At 58.8% G+C, this 20,553-nt stretch carries 19 protein-coding genes and 1 tRNA gene; 3 read left to right on the plus strand and 17 right to left on the minus strand.

Features of this window, described 5'->3' with window-relative positions; all coding sequences use genetic code 11:
- Positions 1-60: 60 nt before the first annotated feature.
- Complete coding sequence (locus GEU01_RS09135; RefSeq protein ID WP_019085846.1) at positions 61-1,320, minus strand: dicarboxylate/amino acid:cation symporter; 1,260 nt, start codon at positions 1,318-1,320, stop codon at positions 61-63.
- A gap of 285 nt (positions 1,321-1,605) precedes the next feature.
- Here GEU01_RS09135 and GEU01_RS09140 point away from each other — a divergent pair, with 285 nt between their 5' ends.
- Positions 1,606-2,193: a TIGR00645 family protein gene (locus tag GEU01_RS09140; RefSeq protein WP_010508692.1), complete on the plus strand. Its 588-nt coding sequence runs from the start codon at positions 1,606-1,608 to the stop codon at positions 2,191-2,193.
- 290 nt (positions 2,194-2,483) lie between these two features.
- On the plus strand, positions 2,484-2,990 hold the full coding sequence (locus tag GEU01_RS09145) for an RrF2 family transcriptional regulator (protein WP_026018617.1): 507 nt from the start codon (positions 2,484-2,486) through the stop codon (positions 2,988-2,990).
- Positions 2,991-3,033: 43 nt separating this feature from the next.
- Here GEU01_RS09145 and GEU01_RS09150 read toward each other — a convergent pair whose 3' ends face one another.
- The 11 genes from GEU01_RS09150 to rlmB all read right to left on the minus strand — a co-directional run bounded on the left by GEU01_RS09150 (position 3,034) and on the right by rlmB (position 13,042).
- Entirely contained in the window at positions 3,034-3,630 is a 597-nt protein-coding gene (locus GEU01_RS09150; protein ID WP_232272476.1) for a DedA family protein, read from the minus strand.
- Between the two features lie 397 nt (positions 3,631-4,027).
- A complete protein-coding gene (gene bluB, locus GEU01_RS09160; RefSeq protein ID WP_026018618.1) occupies positions 4,028-4,669 on the minus strand; it encodes a 5,6-dimethylbenzimidazole synthase in 642 nt (213 codons plus the stop codon).
- Between the two features lie 15 nt (positions 4,670-4,684).
- The gene (locus tag GEU01_RS09165; protein WP_232272473.1) at positions 4,685-5,311 is read right to left on the minus strand and encodes a hypothetical protein; all 627 of its coding nucleotides are present in this window, start codon (positions 5,309-5,311) and stop codon (positions 4,685-4,687) included.
- 142 nt (positions 5,312-5,453) lie between these two features.
- A complete protein-coding gene (locus tag GEU01_RS09170) occupies positions 5,454-5,684 on the minus strand; it encodes a hypothetical protein (RefSeq protein WP_010508703.1) in 231 nt (76 codons plus the stop codon).
- A gap of 187 nt (positions 5,685-5,871) precedes the next feature.
- Positions 5,872-6,741: an aldose 1-epimerase family protein gene (locus GEU01_RS09175; protein WP_026018619.1), complete on the minus strand. Its 870-nt coding sequence runs from the start codon at positions 6,739-6,741 to the stop codon at positions 5,872-5,874.
- Between the two features lie 61 nt (positions 6,742-6,802).
- Positions 6,803-7,273 carry a hypothetical protein gene (locus GEU01_RS09180; protein WP_010508707.1) on the minus strand — a complete coding sequence of 157 codons (471 nt, stop codon included), beginning with the start codon at positions 7,271-7,273 and terminating at the stop codon, positions 6,803-6,805.
- A gap of 194 nt (positions 7,274-7,467) precedes the next feature.
- Positions 7,468-7,905: a CHRD domain-containing protein gene (locus tag GEU01_RS09185; RefSeq protein ID WP_010508709.1), complete on the minus strand. Its 438-nt coding sequence runs from the start codon at positions 7,903-7,905 to the stop codon at positions 7,468-7,470.
- Between the two features lie 366 nt (positions 7,906-8,271).
- A complete protein-coding gene (locus GEU01_RS09200; protein WP_019085857.1) occupies positions 8,272-9,168 on the minus strand; it encodes an SDR family oxidoreductase in 897 nt (298 codons plus the stop codon).
- A 218-nt stretch (positions 9,169-9,386) separates the two neighbouring features.
- Positions 9,387-9,737 (minus strand): RidA family protein, encoded by a 351-nt coding sequence (locus tag GEU01_RS09205; RefSeq protein WP_010508718.1) that lies wholly within the window; start codon positions 9,735-9,737, stop codon positions 9,387-9,389.
- A 27-nt stretch (positions 9,738-9,764) separates the two neighbouring features.
- Complete coding sequence (locus tag GEU01_RS22550; protein WP_456303513.1) at positions 9,765-11,906, minus strand: FUSC family protein; 2,142 nt, start codon at positions 11,904-11,906, stop codon at positions 9,765-9,767.
- Between the two features lie 311 nt (positions 11,907-12,217).
- Positions 12,218-13,042: a 23S rRNA (guanosine(2251)-2'-O)-methyltransferase RlmB gene (rlmB, locus tag GEU01_RS09215; protein ID WP_019085858.1), complete on the minus strand. Its 825-nt coding sequence runs from the start codon at positions 13,040-13,042 to the stop codon at positions 12,218-12,220.
- 117 nt (positions 13,043-13,159) lie between these two features.
- Here rlmB and GEU01_RS09220 point away from each other — a divergent pair.
- Positions 13,160-13,245, plus strand: a tRNA-Tyr gene (locus GEU01_RS09220).
- Positions 13,246-13,323: 78 nt separating this feature from the next.
- Here GEU01_RS09220 and GEU01_RS09225 read toward each other — a convergent pair.
- The 5 genes from GEU01_RS09225 to GEU01_RS26790 all read right to left on the minus strand — a co-directional run.
- Positions 13,324-15,426: a PQQ-dependent dehydrogenase, methanol/ethanol family gene (locus GEU01_RS09225; RefSeq protein WP_019085859.1), complete on the minus strand. Its 2,103-nt coding sequence runs from the start codon at positions 15,424-15,426 to the stop codon at positions 13,324-13,326.
- 547 nt (positions 15,427-15,973) lie between these two features.
- Positions 15,974-17,023 (minus strand): AraC family transcriptional regulator ligand-binding domain-containing protein, encoded by a 1,050-nt coding sequence (locus GEU01_RS09230; RefSeq protein ID WP_019085860.1) that lies wholly within the window; start codon positions 17,021-17,023, stop codon positions 15,974-15,976.
- 529 nt (positions 17,024-17,552) lie between these two features.
- Entirely contained in the window at positions 17,553-18,824 is a 1,272-nt protein-coding gene (locus GEU01_RS09235) for a M20 family metallo-hydrolase (protein ID WP_019085861.1), read from the minus strand.
- Positions 18,825-18,892: 68 nt separating this feature from the next.
- The gene (locus GEU01_RS09240) at positions 18,893-20,293 is read right to left on the minus strand and encodes a sodium:solute symporter family protein (protein WP_019085862.1); all 1,401 of its coding nucleotides are present in this window, start codon (positions 20,291-20,293) and stop codon (positions 18,893-18,895) included.
- A 9-nt stretch (positions 20,294-20,302) separates the two neighbouring features.
- A partial coding sequence (locus GEU01_RS26790; RefSeq protein ID WP_232272475.1) for a hypothetical protein occupies positions 20,303-20,553 on the minus strand: 251 nt, incomplete at its 5' end.

A 20,553-nucleotide genomic window follows, 5' to 3' on the forward strand; every position in this document is an offset into this window, starting at 1 on the left:
GCTTTGTCCAAAAAGCTTCAGGGAAGCCGCCTCTTTGAAAAAAGGCGGCCCCCAAAACTTTTATTCCCCCTCCTCCAGCGGATGCGACGCCAGTGCGCCTTCCCACCGCGCCGCAACGGCCGCGGCATAGCCATTGCCCAGAACGTTGGTGGCCGTGCGCGCCATGTCGAGGAAGTGGTCGATCCCCAGTATCAGCGCCAGCCCTGCCTCCGGCAGGCCGAACTGCGGCATGACGGCCGCCAGCGTGACCAGTGCCGCGCGCGGCACGCCTGCAATGCCCTTGCTGCTGAGCATCATCACCAGCACCATCGCAACCTGCTGGCCCAGCGGCATGTGAATTCCGTAAGCCTGCGCGATGAACAGCGCACCAAAGGACTGGAACAGCACCGATCCGTCCAGATTGAAGCTGTAACCCAGCGGCAGTACGAAGCCGCTTATGCGGTCAGGTACGCCAAAACGCTCCAGCCGTTCCACCAGCAGCGGATAGACGGATTCACTGCTGGCCGTGGCGAAACCCAGCAGGATGGGCTGCACCAGCAACCGGGCCAGTTCAAACACGCGTCGGCCCAGCACGCAGAAGGTCATGGTGGTCAGCAGCACCCACAACACCCCCAGCGTACCGTAGAATTTGCACAGGAACATGCCGAACGTGCCAAGGATTCCCGCACCACTATGCGCCACACTGCCCATGACGGAACCGAACACCGCGACGGGGGAGACATACATGACCATGTCGGTCATGCGCAGCATGATGCGCGCAAGTTCCCCGGTCCATGGCAGGATCAGGCGCTGCGCACCTTTCCCCGCTGCTGGCAGCGCCAGCCCGAACAGAATGGAAAACACCACGATCTGCAGGATGTCATTGCGACCCATGGCGTCAAAGATACTGGTCGGCACGACATGCAGCACGAATTCGATCGGGTCGAAGTGACCATGCGCAAGCCCCAGGTCCCCCACCGATAGCGGGGTCGTGAATCCCGCCCCCGGCTGCAGCAGGTTCGCCGCCACCAGCCCCGTCACCAGCGACAGGAAGGACGCGGCAATGAACCACAGCAGGATACGCCCGCCGATCCGCATGACCTGCGCGCCATCGCCAAGACTGCCGATGCCCGATACCAGGGTGGCAAAGACAAGCGGGGCAATGATCATGCGCACCAGCCGCAGGAACAGCCCCGTAAGCAGGGTGGCAACCCGGGCGGCGGGGTCACTTGCCGCAGGCCCCGCCGCATGCAGGACCAGCCCCGCCACAATACCCAGCACCAGGGCTGCGACAATGGCGCGCGTACGGTGGTTTGCATTACTTTTACCGGGATCGGCCAATATCTCAGTATCCTGTTGCGGTGAAAGACACGCGGGGAGTAGCGCGGCGTCCCCCCGTCACGCAAGGCGGCGGCGCGCACGGCCCCACCGGCGCATCCCGCGCCAGTCGCGCATTCCGCCCCATGCCCAGGTCATACGCCATAATTCCCGCCCGTAATGGCGGTGGGACCATGCCGGGACACATAATTGTCATCACCCGCCGGAAGAGGAAAAAAGTCCGATAAAAAAGTTTGGCGATGCGATATATACCTACCCATTCGGGTAGGATGAGATTATACAGACCCCATGCACGATCCCACGCCGCAGGCGTCGTCTCCGGTTCCCGCGCAGGGAACACCATGGCTGGAAAGCGGCCTGGAACGACTGTTCTTCCGTGCGCGATGGTTGTGCGCACCGTTATATCTTGGCCTGACGGCCGGGTTGCTGGTGATACTGGTCAAATTCTTCCAGACCGTGTGGACGCTGGTCAGGCATAGCTACACGCTGGAATTCGATGATGTGTTTGTCGGCATCCTCGACATGATTGACCTGGTGCTGCTGGCGAACCTGCTGCTGATCGTGATGTTCGCGGGATACGAAAATTTTGTTTCCAAGCTGGATGTGCGCAACCACCGGGATTTTCCCGACTGGATCGGGCACGTCACGTTCGGGGATATCAAGATCAAGCTCATGGCTTCCATCGTGGCCATGTCGGCCATTCATGTACTGGCGGATTTCATCCGGGTTAATGAAATCTCCAGCCGAACACTGGCATGGAGCGTGGGCATCCACCTGGCCTTCGTCGTATCGGGCCTGATGCTCGCGATGATGGACCGGATGATGGAACCACCCGCCCGCCCGGCAGGGTCACAGACAGAATCGGGCACCCACTGACAGGTCGCCCGTTGCCGTTACGACGGCCATGAACATGACGCCCCGGCGGGCGTTGCAGGCACGGACTGGCGCCTGAGGGAACCTGCACCCGTTGATTTGGGGCAGGAAGAAGGCATTTACGCCTCATTACAATCACATTTACGTGATATTATAGGACTGTTTACGTCGCCTTTATTTGCCATTGGCTTACTGAAACCAAGGGCCGGAGCATATTTTAACATATAAATTGTATTTGAAATGCTGTTTATATGGGTCTGTTTCTGTCGATTACCCCTATGTTAGATAGCCACATGCGCCTGACCCTGCACACTGATTATGCATTACGTACGTTGCTATACATGGGAATCCATGCGGATAGACGCGTGTCGATCCATGAAATCGCCAGCGCGTACGACATCTCCGAAAATCACCTTGTCAAGGTCATTCATCGGCTGTCACGCCTTGGGCTGATCGATGCACGCCGTGGCCGGGGCGGGGAACTGCTGCTGGCCCATGCGCCCAAGGACATCCGTATTGGCGACGTCGTGCGCCAGACCGAGGACGACATGCGCCTTGTCCATTGCGAACCAGGCGCCACCGAAAACGCCAGTTGTTGCATCCTGTCGGACATGTGCCGCCTGCGCGGGGTACTGTCGGTGGCGCTGGGGGCATTCATGCAGGTGCTGGATGGCACGACACTGGCTGACCTGCTGCCACCGGAAGAACACGGCATGCTGCGCGAACGCCTGCCCGGTCCCAAGCTGACGGTGCCCCCGACCGGCAAGGTCGCCACGCAGGACAGGCCGACGCTACAGTAAATCCTTCCCATACATGGGATAACCGAACCGGACGGTGGTCCGCTTACGCCACCGGTGATCCGGACGTACCCTGTGCCGCCGCATCCGCACGGGCTTCAAGCAGGGCCTGCCGGGTCAGGCGTTCTTCATTGCGACGCAGGAAAATGGCGCTGGCCACCAGTCCGGCAGCCACTGCCAGACCCATCGCAATGCTGGCGGTACCTGATACCTCCGTCACCTTGCGGCCAAGATAATACGCACCTGCGGCATATCCCCCGGCCCAGCACAGGCCACCCAGCGCATTGAACACCATGAAGCGCGGCCACGGCATATGGTTGGCCCCGGCCAGCAGGGCGACAAATACCCGCAGCAGGGCGACAAACCGTCCGAAAAACACAATGCCACTGCCATGATGACGGAACAGGAAACGCCCCAGCAGCAACCGGTCCGGGGTCAGCTTGATCCGTGCGCCATATTTCTGCAGCAGCGGCAGGCCGACCTTCCGCCCGATCAGATAGCCGATATTGTCCCCGATCACGGCCCCGGTCACCGCGGCAAGGGCCACGAACTGGATATCCAGCTTGTGGGTGGCGGCACAGTAGATGGACGCTGAAATGATCAGTGTTTCAGCCGGCAGCGGCAGTCCCATGCTTTCCAGCATGACGATAAAGGTAATCACCCCATATCCGTAATGCTGGAACAGGTATTCAAAATGGTGCAGCAGCGTTCAGTCCTCCATCGCCGGGAAACGGGCACGATCCATGCATTCCGCGTACCGACACGACCGGCCCGCCCGGCACGGAACGTCAACAGGTAGGGTGAGAGTACACCACCCGAATATGGCCAGCCTGAAACCCGGCAGGCACAATGGGTGAAACAGGACGACAGCAAAACCGGCTTTAGCGAATATCTGCCACCCATTTTTTTCCTGTCCGGTTCCCTGCCCCGGTCCGGCGCCCGTTGCCCTGATCGGGCATGACCCGCGCACGGCCACGATGGAACCGGGCATATCCCGTGATATGGCAACCGGCACCGGGGCCGGGTGAAAACCAGTGGCCCTAGCGCCTGATCCACTCCCGGCGTTCGGGCGCGCGCCTTTCCCACCCGCGCCGTTCAAGTTCCGGCGTGCTGGCAGGCTGGGCCGGGTAGCCCACGCACAGATAGGCGACAAGTTCCAGAACGGGATCCATGTCCAGCACGGCCATGACCCGTTCAGGATCGATGATGGAAACCCATCCCACCCCGATTCCCGCCGCCGTGGCCGCCAGCCAGAACGTATGGATGGCCATGACCGTGGACCACGTGGTGGTCTGTGGCATGGTCCCCCGGCCCAGTCCGCGCCCCTGCGCGGGTTCGGGATGGGACAGGACCGCCACGTGGTGGGGCGCGTCATCGAGTCCCGCCAGTTTCAGCCTGGCATAACGCTGTGCATCCGCTCCCGCGCGATCCGACAGGGCGCTGGCATTGCAACGGGCGAAATCCGCCCGCACCGCCGCACGACGCCGGGGATCATCCACACGCACGAAGCGCCATGGTTCACTCAGACCCACCGACGGGGCAAGGCAGGCGGTACGCAGCAGATCGTCCAGCACGGGTTCAGGCAACGGGTCACGGCGGAAATGGCGCACATCACGCCGCCAGCGGAACAGGTCTTGCAACTGCTCCCTGAAGACGGGAGAAAATTCGGGCATGGAAGTCATGCCCTCTTCTTTCGTTCATTGCAGGCGGTCTGTCACGTCCTGGATGCTGTCGGGATCTGCGGACGTGGGTTGCGTAACACCCCCTTCCTCCGGCGCCAGGGGGGCGGCATAGGCCGGGTCTTCCTCGAACTTGGACGCCACTTCGCGGATTTCGTCAAAACTGGCCTTGTACCAGTCCACCTGCGTATGGGTATGGCTGTTCACGACAAAGCTCAGGAACGCGGGGGATGCGCTTTCCTCGATGCCATATAACGCCTCGTCCTCGCTCCCTTTCGTATGGAAGACGAAGTGGCAGTTTGCCGCATCCGCATAGCGCAGGAAGGTATGGTAAATGATGGTCGGCACGATTTCATGCATGGCCTGCCCGATGTAATAGGCTGGCCGCCTGCTGATGATCGCGGGCGTGACGTTATCCAGGATCCCTTCATTTTCCAGCGCGCTGGCGCTGTCCACGAAACGGGACTGGTTGATCGTGACCGTTACCCCGCACCGGCGCACGTGATAGGCGCTGGTGACCGTAATGCCGAATTTCTCATAATCAGGCAGCTTGTTGAACGCGGTCGTGGCCGCATGGGCTGTTTCCACCTGTGCCAGCATGGCAACCACCAGCCATGCCGCACGTCGTGGCATATGTTTACCCATGTCCCTTCGCTCTCCCCATGTGGCGGCCTGTCAGGTGTATTTTACGCTCCTGTTATGTATCGTCCAATGAATATGGCGGCACACCGGAATGCACCGCCATACGATCATGATGCAGGACCTGCCCGGTCGCAGGCCACAGCAGTCAGGTCCGGTCCCAGCAGCCCCGCAGCGCCAGCAAGGAGGGCGATCCCTCCATCCCGGCATGGCAGCCCGACGGCACGGCGATACTGGGCAGCGTCGCCAGCAGCATCATCCCCTGCTTGCGGTAGGCTGCACCGACCCAGCCCACAACGCGCTGGCGCAGCGTGCGGATCTGGAGGGGATTGGAAGAAGGGGAAAATCCCACGGCGGGGACAGGAGAAAAACTACGCATCAAGGCGTTTCCCGTGAGCCTAGCGGGCGAGACTGCCGCATGCTGCTCCTGCGCGCACGCTACGACGCAACCGGGGGGTTGGAAATACGATATTTTCGCAGATTTCCGGGGTGATCCATGCTTTTTTCGCAAGGCTTATTCCGGCAGGTGTTGCATGGAAAAGACACCTGCCGGAAGGGCCATGGGGTCAGATGCAGCCAACCTGCCACGATGCCCGCCATTCCTGTCCGGGCTGCAGGTGAAACACGCCTGGACGCGTGGAAAAATCGCCCTTGAATCCGACCGGACTGGCCATGCCATGCCACGGTTCGATGCATACGAAATCAGCGCCCGGCTTCATCCATATGCCTAACTGGGGAAAGCCTTCCCATGTCAGACGCAGGCCCGGACCATCGGGGATGCGATAGGTCAGCCCCGTACTGGCCGGACGGTCGAAAATCAGCGCATCTGCCGCAAACAGGGATTCATCGAGATGCAGCACCCGACCGACGACCGGGGTGGGAAAGGATTCGGGCAGCAGCAGGCCATCCTTCAGCCGCCGGACGCCTTCCGGCTCCGGCTGGTCAAATTCGATGATGTGCCGGCCCTTGGGCACGTCGGCGGCCAGCGGCCATACAAAGGCAGGGTGCGCACCCAGCGATGCGGGCAGGACACGATTCGCATCGGGGTTGGTCACGCAGTACCCAACCCGCAGCCTGCCCTGTTCAATGCGGTATTCAATGACAAGGCTGAAGGCGAAGGGATAGATCCTGCGCGTGGCGTCCGTATCGGACAGTTCGAGGCGGCAGCCCGTCTCATCGCGTTCCAGCCAGCGGAATGTGCAGTCGCGGGCAAAACCGTGCTGGGTCATGCGGTACGCCTGCCCATCGACCCATGCCGCATCATCCACCAGTCGCCCCACGATGGGAAACAGCACCGGCGACTGGCGACGCCACGGGTCACCGCCACACCACAGCAGGTCACGCCCGTCCGCGCGCAGGGCACACAGTTCCGCCCCGTGGGCCCGCACGCTGGCCGCAAGGCGGCCGTCGCCAAATGTATGGGTATTTTCTGTCATGCTGGTGGCTCCATCCATGTTCATGATGGTGCCTACCATGCACGATCAGGGGCTGGCCTGCCTATTCATGTACAGCAGGGGTGGTGGCCGCCGCCAGGGTCGCGGACACAGGCGCAGACGCAGCCTTGGCATCCGGCGTCAGGCTTATGGTCAGGCGTTCGACCGAAAATGCCAGCCGCGCGCCGCTGCTGCGCGACGTGAACTTGATATGGATGCCGTTGTTATTTTCCATGACGGCCGCACCCTTCCCCGCGCCAACCGTCGCCTCACCCTGTACGGACCAGTAGGTACCCTCGATATCCTGAATGCGGTACAGGTTATAGACGGTGCCCGTGGCATGGGTCTTGGAAAAGCCGATGGCCGCACCCGAGCCACCGCGGATGCGGAAAGGGTAGTCATGCCCTTCAAACGTCAGGACACCCTTTCCCCATGACATCCCGGCCCCAAGATCGGCCGCCGACAGGGTAAAGGCGATCGTTGCCGTATGATCACCCAGCGCATCCGCCGCATGGGCACAGGCAAAAGGGGTCATACCGGAAAGGGACACAGCAGCCGCTACGGCGGCCAGAGATGCTAGGCGCAAAAGCGAACTCCATGATTTCTGGCGGGCAGGTTGCCCCGCGTCCTTGCGTGACAGACATGATTGGCATGTCGTCCCTTGCACTGTGCCGCACAAATAGCAGCCATGCAAACTATATCATGGACATGATCCCAACGGGTTGCGGTTTATTTTTTTCCGCCGGGACGAACCGGCGCAAGCTGGGCGCGGGCCTCGCCATTGGGCTGGGCGGCCGTGTGCAGGTTTACATAGACCTGACCGTTCTGGAGGGCCTCCGCCTGCTCGGATGACAGCAGGACGGATCCGTGCTGCCCGGATTTATAGGGGCTGGGAATGGGCACCAGCACGCCCGCTTCTTCCCCCGCCGGGGCGGGACCATGGAAATGGGCGGCGACCACCGGCCCGCTCAGCCCGGTCCAGGTCAGGGTATATTTCACAAGATTCGTGCGCGTATTCAGCGTGGCCTGCACGGTGCCATCGGGCTGGCTGGTCGTGCCGTGTTCAGGGGTAAAGTGACCTTCCAGCCGCACGGTGGCCGCAAGGGCGGGAGAAGCCACCACGATACTGGCGGCGACAAGGGCGGGCAGGGCGGGAAAACGGATCATTTCGACCTCCACCACAAGCTGGGCCTGCGGAATTTTTTTGTCACTGAACTAATGGGAAACGCTACGGATGCCCGATTGGGTGCATGATCCGCAACAGTGGCGCAACAAAAATCATGGCCGCGCAGCCCACCCGGCACCGGATCCCGTGACGGCCCGCTTCATGCCCGCCCACACGGCCAGAAAACTGGCGTGACCGGCGTTACCAGGGATGGGAATCGGAAATGAAACGCCCGGCATCGGTAATCATGCCAAAGGCATAATAACATGCTGCAACCCCCAGCAGCATCAGCAGGCAGGACATGATGATACGCATCCACGCCATGTGCCATTGCGGCAACCATGCTGCAAGGACATTCCGCCCCTCTATTATTCCACGCCCGTCCCGCCAGCGGCGGCATAGACCTGACCGGTGATGTAGCTGGCTTCGGATGAGGCCAGCAGCACATAGACAGGCGCCAGTTCCGCCGGCTGGCCCGCACGGCCCATCGGGGTCTCGCCGCCAAAGTCGTGGATGTTTTCTTCCGTCTGGCCGCCACTGACCTGCAACGCGGTCCAGAACGGGCCGGGGGCCACCGCGTTGACGCGGATGCCACGGTGGACCATCTGCTTGGCCAGTGACTTGACGAAGGCGACAATCGCCCCCTTGGTCGCGGAATAATCCAGCAGGATTTCAGACGGGCTGAACGCATTGACCGACGCCGTGGCGATGATCGCGCCCCCGCGCGGCATGAGCGGAATGGCCGCCTTGCTCAGGTAAAACAGCGCGTAGATATTGGTGCGGAAGGTTTCATCAAACTGTTCGTCGCTGATATCAAGGATACTGTCCTGATGGCGCTGGCGGCCTGCATTGCTGACCAGAATGTCCAGCCCGCCCAGTTCCCGGTGCGCGCGCTGCACCAGAGCATCACAGTATTTGCGGTCCCGCAGGTCACCGGGCAGGGCCACGGCCTTGCGCCCGGCTTCGCGGATCAGGGCGATGACCTCCCGCGCATCAGGTTCTTCCTGCGGCAGGTAGGCGATCGCTACGTCCGCCCCCTCACGGGCATAGGCGATGGCAGCCGCCCGGCCAATACCGGAATCGCCACCCGTAATCAGCGCCTTGCGTCCCGCCAGCCTGCCGGACCCCCGATAGCTGGTTTCCCCATGGTCGGGTCGTGGCGTCATCTTGCCCGCAAGGCCGGGCCAGGGCTGCGACTGCTGGGGAAACGGCGGGCGGGGATAGGCATTTTCGGGGTCCACCAGCGCGGGCGTGGGGGCCGCCATTTCCGCGGCAGCACCGGACCGGCCGGNNGGCCGCCGTGACAAGGCCGGCCGCGGCCACTCCGGTCAGGATCTGGCGACGGGACGAGGCATGGCTGTTATCATCTGGCATGGTGGTCTGCTCCCTGTCATGGGCGGCTCCATGGGACCGCATTCAGGAATCTGAACAGGCCGCCCACGCCACGGTTGCATGAAAACAGGCGCGCAGTGCCGCCCGCAGGTCAGGGCAGGGCTGCAATTCCGGTGATTTCGACCTTCCAGCGTGGATCGGCCAGGCGGGCTTCAACCGTGGCCCGGGCGGGTTTGGCGTCACGATCCAGCCACGCATCCCATGCGCGGTTCATCGCGGCCATGTCGTTCATGTCGCTGAGGAAAATCTGTACCGACAGCAGGCGCGCGCTGCTGGTCCCCGCTTCCGCCAGCAGGGCGTCGATCTGGCGCAGGATGTCCGCCGTCTGGCCTTCGGCATCAAGGGTGGGGTCATCGGCCACCTGCCCGGCCAGATAGACGGTATGCCCATGCACGACGGCACCGGTCAGTCGTTCCTCAGGTTGCAGGCGTTTGATGGTCATGGATGGCTCCTTCAGGCTGGTACGGGTTCATGCCCGGCCCGGTCGGGCGCGAATCGGGCAGGACATGGAAACGGTGGGTAATATCGAAAAACCGGGCATGTGCCACAAGTTCACGCACCAGTATTTCCAGATAGGCGACACTCCACCCCAGATCGAGGCGACGCGACAGGTTTCCCTCCGTCGCCACGCGCGCCCGCACGCAGGCCAGCGCATCCCCCGCCGTGTGGGCCAGACCGGCTGGCGGNGGCCCCGCCATGCGGCAAAGCCTGCAATCGTATGTTCCACCGCCTGCCGCGCATCGGGCGGCAGGCTGCCACGATCCAGCATGCGCCGCAGCCGGATCAGGTTCAGCCCCACGGTCATCGTCGCCAGCACCCCATCCAGATAGGCGTTGGTCTGGGCATCGGACATGGAGACGGAATGACGGACCAGACGCGCGAACCGTGCGGTCAGCGTATTCACCCATGCGCCGGTATCGGGAATCGCGGGCGCACGTGCGATACGGCGCAGGTCGCCCACCATCTGGCGGCGCATGCGCCAGCGTTCCGCATCCTGATCAAATGGCAGCACCAGCCGGAACACCAGCACGCTGCACCATATCCCCAGCACGACCGCGCTGTTGGTATTGAAAAAGGTCAGTTCATCCAGCCGCGACTGGTTGCCGGGATAGACCATGAAGGGCAGGAAATTATTATAGGGCGCGGCCGTGCCCACCGTGCGGGCGTCGCGCAGCGCCAGTCCCCCCACCATCATGGGCACGAACAGGGATGCGACCAGCGTTTCCCACACCGCCTGCCGGGGCAGCACGACAAAGGTCAGGAAGGCCGCCACCACCACCGCCCAGACCGCGCCGCGCAGGAAGCCCAGACTGTCCTGAACCGGGTTTTCATTGGCGGCGAAACGGCTGCATGTCACCACGACGAACATGGCGAAAGTCGGCCCGTCGGGCCAACCCGTCACTTCCCACACCAGACCGCCCACAAGGACCGCGCCCGCCGACCGGACGCCGTTATGCCACGCATCCGTCCGGTCGCGCCATGGCGGGGTGGAAAAGTGGAAATGGTCATGGACGGGGGCCGCCCGGGTCGCCGCCAGATGCGCCAGCGCCGCATCCAGCCGCACCAGCAGCACCCCGAGCGAGGCATTGAGGATATACCCGTCCAGATGTACCTGTGACCCGGCCGCATCCATGGGTACCGGGCCACTGACAGCGATGATGTCATTGACCAGTTGCTGCCGGCATTCCGCCCCCAGCATGCGGATGCGCGCGCGCAGGCCCGGCACGGCAGCAACGGGATCGGGACCATCCATCAACCCCTGCATGTCCGCAAACAGTGCCTTTGCCGTGGCCAGCGGAGTAACGAAGGCTGGGGGCACGCCGCCTGCCTCCCGTATGCGCGCCGCCAGTCCCAGTCCGCGCGACATCACCACGGCCACGGCGGCCAGTGCTGCGCGCGCATGGTCACCGGCATGGGTGCGGTGCTGCATTTCCACTTCACTGAACTCGATCTGGTCCGAAATGGAAAAGACGGACCCCAGCAGCGTGCGTGACCGCAGGAATCCGGAATCCTGTCCCGCCATCATGCCCGTCAGGGCCTGCGCCGCCTGTCTCACCGCTGCCGCAACGCGGCGGGTGATTTCCCTGTGCGCGACATCGGCCAGATTGGGCGCGAATACCGACGCCAGTCCGCTTTCACACAGGATGCCCAGGAAGATGTAGGTTGAACGCGACATGGCGATCGCGAACACATCACGCGGGTCATCCGCCGCGTTCAGGGCAATCAGGCCGCTGGTGAACGCCATGAGTACCAGCGCATAGGAATGGAAATTGCGCAGGAAGGTCGCAAGCCCGCAACATATTCCCACCCAGACCGCCAGCACCGGGAAAAACAGCCACGACGACTGGGGCAGCGCCGCGATCAGCGCCACACCCGCCACGGCACCACAGACCGTGCCCAGCAGGCGCCAGCGTGCCTTGGACATGCTCTGCCCACGCGAATTCTGCGCCACGATCCATGTGGTCATGGCCGCCCATTGCGGGTCGTCCATTTCCATCCACAGGGCAAGGACCAGTGCCAGAAGGGCTGCGATGGTGGTGCGGAGCGCAAAGCCGAAATCCACCGCACGCGGGGCATACAGCCACCGGAAACGGCGCAGCCAGCCGCCCATGACGCTAACCACGCAGGCAATGGGCCGTCGGGCTGTCGCCACGCGGGCGATCTGTATCACGCGGTCGTGTCATTTGCCCCGAATGACAAGAATGACGAGATAAATCTACATGTTATAACATAAATAGTTTTTCATGATCCGCCCTGGCCCATGACCACGGGACTGGCCTGCGGCCACCTTTGCGGGTTCATCCACGGAAAATATTGAAACTAAAGACATTTTTTATAAAGTTTGTGCGAAAAACTTCCGGAAACGCCACCTTTTTGAAAAAAGGTGGCATCCAAAAACTTTTATGGTTTTTTATACGACCTTCAGCGAGGACGGTACATCTCGTATAAAGCCACGGCCGCCGCGTTGGAGACGTTGAGGCTTTCCATGTCGCTGCTCATGGCAAGGCCCGCGATCTCGTCACAATGTTCCCGTGTCAGGCGACGCAGGCCCGCACCTTCCGCCCCCAGCACCAGGGCGACACGACGCTGGCTGAAGGAGGCGCCATCGAGTATGCCGCCACCAGCATCCAGCCCCACCACCCACAGGCCACGGGTCTTGAGCGCATCAAGCACACGCGACAGGTTGACCACCCGGATCAGCGGCACGATTTCCAGTGCGCCGGATGCCGCCCGTGCCAGGGTGCCTGTCTCATCCGGGGCATTACGGTCCTGCACGACAACCGCCACCGCACCGAATGCCGCGGCCGAGCGCAGGATGGCCCCCACATTGCGCGGATCCGTCACCTGGTCCAGCACCAGCACGGGGCCGGGCCGTTCCAGCACGGTATCAAGGTCGGGTGGTGTCAGCACATCCACCAGCAACGCCATGCCCTGATGCACCGCATCGGGCCCGCACAGCGTATCAAGACGGGCACGTTCGGTGCGCACGGGCTGAATGGGGAAACCACCCTCCAGCCTGGCGGCAAGGGTTTCCTGTGCTTCAGCCGTGACCAGAAGCTGCCGCAGCTTGCGCGCCGGATTTTCCAGTGCCGCCTGCACTGCATGCTGTCCATACAGCCAGCATGTGCCACGCGGGGCCGAAGCCGCACCCCGTCCCCCGCGACCATTCCGGTCGGATGCAGGGAGGGCGGACTGGGCGGAAGGGGCGGCTGACGCGCCGCGACGACGGGGAGTGCGCATGTTCATGACCGTTCTTTAAGCCCAACCATAGTCTGCGTCATGCCCCCAAACCGGGAATGAATGAAGTTTTTCACGCTGCCTATTGACACCCCTCGCCAATCCCCGTAATTACCGCGCCAACCCGGAGGGATGCCCGAGTGGCTAAAGGGGGCGGACTGTAAATCCGCTGGTGTACGCCTACGTTGGTTCGAATCCAACTCCCTCCACCAACTACCTTTCCCAGACAATCACATACGGTATCACAACGCTGGGTTTCCGGCGCTTTTCGTGTTTACGGCACGCCTGCCCTAATTTCCGTCAGTGGTCCCATGCCATGAACGGTTGGCCTGCTGGATAATGAACTGGCGGATATCCTCTATTTTCTGCCGGGACAGAACAGATCCGAATTCATCCATGCCAAAGGCGGTCAGCGCGCCGCGCCCGACAACATTGTAAAATCCGGTATCGTCCGACAATGCGCCCGACCACCGCAGATCGGGCAGGACACCGCCAGACATGACATCATGCCCGTGGCACCCAATGCAGTAGGTGGCGTAATCCGGTGCACCGCGCTGTGCCGCAGCAGTGTCAAAGCGTGCGGGCGGCCTGACGGGCGACCAGTCATGGGGTGCCTGATCGGGCAGCCTGTCATTGCCCTCCAGCGCAAAAACCAGCAGGCGCGATCGGTTTCCCGTGGTTGTCAGATGTTTGTAGGGACCACCAAAATAAAGGGGATAGGTACCACCCCATCCGACTTCGATCGCTACGTACTGGATTCCGTCAATGCTGTACGTCATGGGGGTGGCGATGATGCCGCTTTGCGCGGGAAAGGAAAACAGATCCTGTCCATTCAGGGCGTCATAGGCATGAAAGGTACCATCAGATAACCCCTGAAACAGTATATCGCCACCTGTAACCAGCATGCCGCCGTTCCATGGACCGGTATGGTCAATGCGGAAACGTTCCTGTTGCAGGACCGGATCCCATGCGATGGTCCACCATTTCATATCCGCCATATCTGCTGGCTGCACGCCATCCAGACCCAGGTTCCAGCCCTTGCGGTTCCAGGACCACACCTTGTCCGCATGGTAGGTTTCGGGAACCTGCTGCGCGGGAATATAGGCCAGACGGGTCAATGGACTATAGGCCATGGGTGGAAAATTATGGGCACCCAGCGCACCGGGATACATTTTCGTGTTCCTGCCGGTCAGGGTATAAAGGGCATCCGGCGTAAACAGGGGCCGACCCGTGTGGGGATCCAGACCTGTCGCCCAGTTGACAAATACATAATTCCGCCCTGACAGAAACTGTCCCGTCCGGGCATCAATCATGTAAAAGAAGCCATTTTTCGGGGCATGCAGAATAACGTGCCTGACCTGCCCATCAACCGGCAGGTCGGCCGTGGTAATCGTCTGGGTGGATGTATAGTCCCACTGGTCGCGTGGCGTTTCCTGAAAATGCCAGACATATTCACCCGTATCCGGTTTCACGGCGACAATGCTGCCCAGAAACAGGTTATCCCCCTTCCCGTCCGAGCGTAATTTGTAATTCCAGGGCGAGCCATTACCCACGCCAATATAGACCAGATCGGTCACGGGATCATACAGGATCGAATCCCACACGGTGCCCCCGCCGCCCGACACACGCCATGCCTCGGTCGGCGACCATGTGGGCCATGCCATGTCGTGGAGAACGGGATCGGACACGGCATGGTCTGCTTCGTCATCCACATTGGGTACCGTGAAAAAACGCCACTTCAGCTTACCGGTCATGCCATCAAAGGCGGAAACGAAGCCCCGCGCGCCCAGTTCCGCCCCGCCATTGCCGATAATGACATTGCCATGGGCAATACGTGGCGCGCCATCAACACTGTAAGCACGCGCCTTGCCCAGAATGGCATCGGGCGGGATTGTATTGACACTCCAGACTTCCCTGCCCGTTCTGGCATCCAGCGCCACCAGACGGCCATCAAACGTGCCAACATAAATCATGCCATGCCAGTACGCCACGCCACGATTGACCGTGTCACAACACCCCCGCCACGCCGTATCACCGGGAACACGCGGATCATAGGACCACAGCAACCGGCCTGTTGCGGCCTCCAGTGCAAAGACACGTGACCAGTTACTACTGGCATACATCACGCCGTCTACGACGATCGGGATACCTTCCTGCCCCCTGTTGGTGTCAAAGTCATGATGCCATGCCAGTTTCAGACGGTGTGCATTGTCATGGGTGATCTGTGCAAGGGGGCTGAAATGCTGTTCAAACTGATTGCCACCATAACTGGACCAGTCCGTTGACGTCGGGGCCGCAACACCCTCATGCACGGCAAGGCAGGTTACGGCCAGGAAACCGCAGAAAGGGATGGCCAGGAAACGCTTTTTCCATATCGGCTTCATCTGTATCATCTTCGTTGTGAAATTCGGGAAATATGCGCCAAACCATTTTGTTATTTTATAGTAACATTAAAACTGCAATGCCATATGATAGAAACAAAATCAGGATTCCTACATCAAGAAGCGGGAATGATACTGATATGCTGACGTGATGATGGAACCACTGCATCAGGCCCCAATTCATGATGCATCCATGTATTGTAAGTTTATCGGGATATATTCCAATAAAGAAAATTAGCGGATAAAATATCCTGATGTATTCATATGCAAAAATATCATTTCAGAAATCTGTCTGTTTTCCGTTTCAACCGCACCGTTTCGTTCGCGACATCCGGTATGCCCATATGTACTCCTGTGCCATCAGTCAGATCAGATGAGTGATGTTCTGTCTTGCAGGCCCGGGCACCCATTGGTTCTTCTGTTAGTGCGTATCCTGTCTTCCCCTGTATACGCCCGTAACAGTCCCTGCTGTTCCCTGCGATACCCCGCCTGAAATTTCCTGCACGGTTTTCCAACAGAATCAAACAATAATAATATTCATAAGTATTTTTATATATTATCAAACGCCTTCCGATTGAATATACTGATATTTATCTTTCAATGCAGCCTTCCATCGTCTGCGGGACCGAGAGAGCGACGTACTTTCAGCATATCCAAGATGTGTCGCTATGGCATCCCGCTTCAATGCGCCCAGTTCCTCCAGGCGCGTCGCGGTAAGATTACGGTAATGATCAAGCAGGGAACGGAAGGAATGACCGGCCGATTGCAACCGGCGCTGCAATGTACGAACGGACACATCCAGCCGTTTCGCCACGCAGGCCATGCAGGGCTGGCCGATTTCGACACAGAACTCGATGGCATCGATTATTGCTGCTTCCACCGAATTTGTTTCTTCAGACTGGCCGACAAGACTTTTCAGGTGATCTTTCAAAACGGATATCAGGACATCATTTGCGGTTCCCATACGCATATCAAGGTATTTTTTGGGAAACAGAACGGAATTCGTAGTACAACCATACGTAAAATCACAACCCAGCAATCGTTTCAGCTTGGCGCTTCCATCAATACTCGTATGTTCAAATTCTATTCCCGATGGTACCCAATGGGCTCCAAACCGTGCCTTCAGCAGGGCGACAATCGTACCCAGGGTAAATTCCGTATCCTGTCGGCGGGGCCAACTACCTGCATGATCAATACAATAGGAAATCCGCGCCAGTTCCTCGTTTTCCGAAAGATGCAGCCGGGAGTGAGACTGCACGGCGGGGAAAAAATCATTGTAGGCAATCATGCCTTCGCGTAGCGTCCGGGCCAGTAAAAACAGCAGACCCAGTGGGCCAATTTCATCCGGTCGGGTTATAAGCCCGAGTTCAAACCCCACGAGTGGCCTGTTATTACGCAATGCCACATCTTCAAGAAATGAAGCGAACGTCTTGAGATGAATGGTTGTATGGGGCAGTGACAGCAACGCGGTCTCGATCTGGGCGCGCGCCATCGCACTTTCTACATTCAGCCCCATGTCCTTCAGTCGTGACACAACCAGTGTGACAATCGACATCCTGATAATGGGAAGGTCGTGGCAGGCGTTTTTGATATCCCCTGCCTGTGCCATTGACGCTGATACCATCGCGTTGCTTTCCTCTGGCGCAATAGGATAACACCATGGCGCGCAACAAGATTCCGTTTCAATTAAGAAATTATCTATAAGTCATATTGCTAATTCGTAATGATAAAACGCAGCTTTCCAACAGGCCATGATCCGACATCCGGAACACACGTTCTGCCAGTAGCAATCGATTACCCGGACGGATGGCAGGATATACCTTGTGGCCATTCCTGCCCGCCCCTGCCAGGCATGGAATGGTTGATTCCTCGTCGGGAATCTCCGGCCAAGTCACAGATCTGACAACGGGTTCGCCCCCGCCTGCACGCCGGATCCAGAACGCTTGGCGCAGCGGACTGGATGGGATGCCAGCGGGCCCAACCTGTCTGACAAGTCAGCCTTTGCAACATCGGGCAGATTATGAAAAATTTTGGTGAAGCTTTTTCCAAAAAGCTTAGAAGAGCGCCACCTGTTTGAAAAAGGCGGCGCCCAAAAACTTTTATTCTTTATTTATCAACACATTGATCTCGAACAGTCTCTATGCATTGTTAAAGACGGCATCCGCCTTGAGAACAGCCTTGAGCAGGATGCTGGCGCCGGCTTCAGCATCTTTTTCCGTAATGCTTTCGGCTTCGTTATGGCTCAGGCCATCAAGACAGGGAACAAAGATCATCGCCGTGGGGGTGATCCGCGCCATATAAGCAGCATCGTGACCGGGACCGGACACGATACGCCGCGCCCCATAACCACTTTCTTGTGCCGCGGCCTCGACCATACCGATACAGACGGGGTCAAAATGCACAGCCGGGGCATCCCATATCCGCACGATTTCCAGAGCAACGCCACTACGTTCCGCGATTTGCGGCAACAGGTCATAAAGCTGCGCCTCCATCTGCTGGACGACAGCATCATCAGGGTCACGCACATCAATGGTGAAAAAGACCTCACCCGGCACCACATTGTTGCTGTTGGGACGGTTTTCAATCAGTCCCACCGTGCCCACGGCCGTCGGCGCGTGTGACAGGGCTACCGTGCTGACGGCCTCGATCATGCGGGCGGCGGCCAGAAGCGCATCATGGCGCATGGGCATGGGGGTGGAACCGGCATGGGCGTCCTTGCCCTTTACCGTCACTTCGTACCAGCGTGCGCCCTGCACGCCCGTTACGATGCCGATGGTCTTTTCTTCGGCCTCCAGGATCGGTCCCTGTTCGATATGCAGTTCAAAATAAGCGGTGACGGGGTGCTGGCCACAGGGCTCGCTGCCGCGATAACCAATCGCCTCCAGTTCGTCACCAAAACGCAGTCCGGCCCGGTCACGCTTGTCCAGCACTTCCTGTTCGGTAAAGACACCGGCAAAGACGCCCGAACACATCATGGGCGGGGTAAAGCGGGAGCCTTCCTCATTCGTCCAGTTGATCAGTTCAATCGGATGACGGGTCACGTAACCAGCGCGATACAGGGCGCGCAGCACGGCAAGCCCCCCCAGCACACCAAGGATACCATCAAATTTGCCACCCGTCGGCTGGGTGTCCAGGTGACTGCCAATGGTAATGGGCGGCAGGCTGTCATCCTGCCCGGCCCGACGGGCGAACTGGTTGCCCATGGAATCATGCGTGACCGTGCAACCCAGTTCCTCGCATGTGCGCACGAACCAGTCGCGCACCTGCCTGTCTTCCGCCGTCAGGGTCAGGCGGCGGATGCCACCCCTAGGGGTGCCACCAAACCGGGCCGTTTCCATAAGGTCGGACCACAGGTCCTGTCCGTCAATGAAAACATTGTCACCATGGCCTATAGAAGAATTCTGCGTCATTCTGACTTACCTTACTCCATACCCAATGACATTTCCGTCGAACTGACGGATTTATAAAAACCAGTAGATCACGTCTGGACACTTTTATAAATCGACCTGCGTGAAATCAATTTCGACCCGAAATACAATACCGATACATTGAAAATCATACCAATGAATCCAGGATTGATACCAAGCGTGTCTATGTTGGAAAAATACAGCAGCAGCGAGAACAGCACGCCACCGACCAGTCCCGTCCCCACAAGCGACGCGGGCATCTTCTTCCTGAAAATCACCAGCATGATGGCCGGAAACGTCTGCGATATCCCGAAGTAATAGATATTGTTGAGAACAATAATATATTTTGAAAGAAAGGAAAGACTGGCAATCGACAGCATCAAATAAACCGCCATGACAATCTTGGCGCCACGGCTTTGCCATTCACCACTGGACGCATGCAGTACATTGCGTGAAACAAGCGGACCGATGGTCAGGCATATGCCTGATAAAATCACCAATGCGGAAAGAACACATCCGCCGGCGACAAGCCCCTGCGCGCCGGGGGAAAGCGTATTGCTGACCACTGCCATAAACACGTCGTTTGGCGAGGACAGCGCCATATGCGTACGCAACGCATACATGGACATGAGATACAGAAAGGGAAACATCAGCATATAAAATGGCATGATGATCTGGTTCTTCCGCAGCGTATCTTCCGAACGGGCCGTAAACACAAAAGCCACGGCCTGTGGCGCCACGCAGAAGCCCACGCCCTGCAACAGTATTGTGGAAACGATGAACAGATCCTGTGACCCGCTCAGATAGGAAGGCTGCACGACCGAACTGACCAGATGTTCCAGATACGGCTGCGGAACATCCATGAGGTTCAGCGCCGCAACGCCACCCATCACAATCGAGACAACCATCAGTATGTCTTTGAAAATGGAAATATAGGCCGGTGCCCGTATGCCGGAAAACACGACCCATAACAGGGTCATCAATCCCGATATGATCGCCACCAACATGGTAGATATATGAAATTTCATATATTTTGTGACAACAAGAATACCAATCAGTTGTGATTCACCGAATGGAACAAGAAACATTATGGAATTTATGACAACGATTATTTCAAGAACATAACTTCCGAAATGTTTCCTGAATATATCCGCAAGGGTAACGCATGAATATTCATCACGAATTTTTAATATTTCTGGATTTATAAAATATCCAATACAGGAAGAAAGTAATATATACCCCAGAAACCACAGGGGAAACATCTCCCCTTTACTATACACCCCGGCAGGAAAGCCCAGCACGCTGCCGATACTGTATGTTTCCCCGATCATCAGGAAAAATATGAGAAACCTGCCAAAATGGCCTGACGCGACAAAAAAATTCTTTACGTCATAAGTTTTTATGCTCAGCCGGGCACATAAGGCGATCAGCAGGGCCGTCAGGATAACAAGGCAGAAATTTACGATTTCCATAATGCGATTTTACTTTTCCTGCTCAAATAAAACCCACCCCGTCCACATGCAGCCTGGCACCAATATAAAACATGAAAATATCCAGAATACGGATATAGGAAAGCCAGCCACCTCAATACCGGTCCGGTTAAGGAGCAGAGGAACAAATGTTATCATGACAAGCGGCAGGATGCCCGATACCAGGACTGACTTTGCTTTCCTACACATATCTTCCCTCAGAGCCTGAATCAGAAAGCGGTTTGATTGATTTTTCGCAGAAC

This window comes from Komagataeibacter europaeus LMG 18890, assembly GCF_000285295.1.
Classification (GTDB): Bacteria; Pseudomonadota; Alphaproteobacteria; order Acetobacterales; family Acetobacteraceae; genus Komagataeibacter; species Komagataeibacter europaeus.

Excerpts from the sequence above, each read along its gene's own strand:
- GEU01_RS09140 (WP_010508692.1), top strand. The coding sequence starts at position 1,606 with ATGCACGATCCCACGCCGCAGGCGTCGTCTCCGGTTCCCGCGCAGGGA.
- GEU01_RS09145 (WP_026018617.1), top strand. The coding sequence starts at position 2,484 with ATGCGCCTGACCCTGCACACTGATTATGCATTACGTACGTTGCTATAC.
- GEU01_RS09150 (WP_232272476.1), bottom strand. The coding sequence starts at position 3,630 with ATGCTGGAAAGCATGGGACTGCCGCTGCCGGCTGAAACACTGATCATT.
- bluB (WP_026018618.1), bottom strand. The coding sequence starts at position 4,669 with ATGACTTCCATGCCCGAATTTTCTCCCGTCTTCAGGGAGCAGTTGCAA.
- GEU01_RS09165 (WP_232272473.1), bottom strand. The coding sequence starts at position 5,311 with ATGGGTAAACATATGCCACGACGTGCGGCATGGCTGGTGGTTGCCATG.
- GEU01_RS09170 (WP_010508703.1), bottom strand. The coding sequence starts at position 5,684 with ATGCGTAGTTTTTCTCCTGTCCCCGCCGTGGGATTTTCCCCTTCTTCC.
- GEU01_RS09175 (WP_026018619.1), bottom strand. The coding sequence starts at position 6,741 with ATGACAGAAAATACCCATACATTTGGCGACGGCCGCCTTGCGGCCAGC.
- GEU01_RS09180 (WP_010508707.1), bottom strand. The coding sequence starts at position 7,273 with ATGACCCCTTTTGCCTGTGCCCATGCGGCGGATGCGCTGGGTGATCAT.
- GEU01_RS09185 (WP_010508709.1), bottom strand. The coding sequence starts at position 7,905 with ATGATCCGTTTTCCCGCCCTGCCCGCCCTTGTCGCCGCCAGTATCGTG.
- GEU01_RS09200 (WP_019085857.1), bottom strand. The coding sequence starts at position 9,168 with ATGGCGGCCCCCACGCCCGCGCTGGTGGACCCCGAAAATGCCTATCCC.
- GEU01_RS09205 (WP_010508718.1), bottom strand. The coding sequence starts at position 9,737 with ATGACCATCAAACGCCTGCAACCTGAGGAACGACTGACCGGTGCCGTC.
- rlmB (WP_019085858.1), bottom strand. The coding sequence starts at position 13,042 with ATGAACATGCGCACTCCCCGTCGTCGCGGCGCGTCAGCCGCCCCTTCC.
- GEU01_RS09225 (WP_019085859.1), bottom strand. The coding sequence starts at position 15,426 with ATGATACAGATGAAGCCGATATGGAAAAAGCGTTTCCTGGCCATCCCT.
- GEU01_RS09230 (WP_019085860.1), bottom strand. The coding sequence starts at position 17,023 with ATGGCACAGGCAGGGGATATCAAAAACGCCTGCCACGACCTTCCCATT.
- GEU01_RS09235 (WP_019085861.1), bottom strand. The coding sequence starts at position 18,824 with ATGACGCAGAATTCTTCTATAGGCCATGGTGACAATGTTTTCATTGAC.
- GEU01_RS09240 (WP_019085862.1), bottom strand. The coding sequence starts at position 20,293 with ATGGAAATCGTAAATTTCTGCCTTGTTATCCTGACGGCCCTGCTGATC.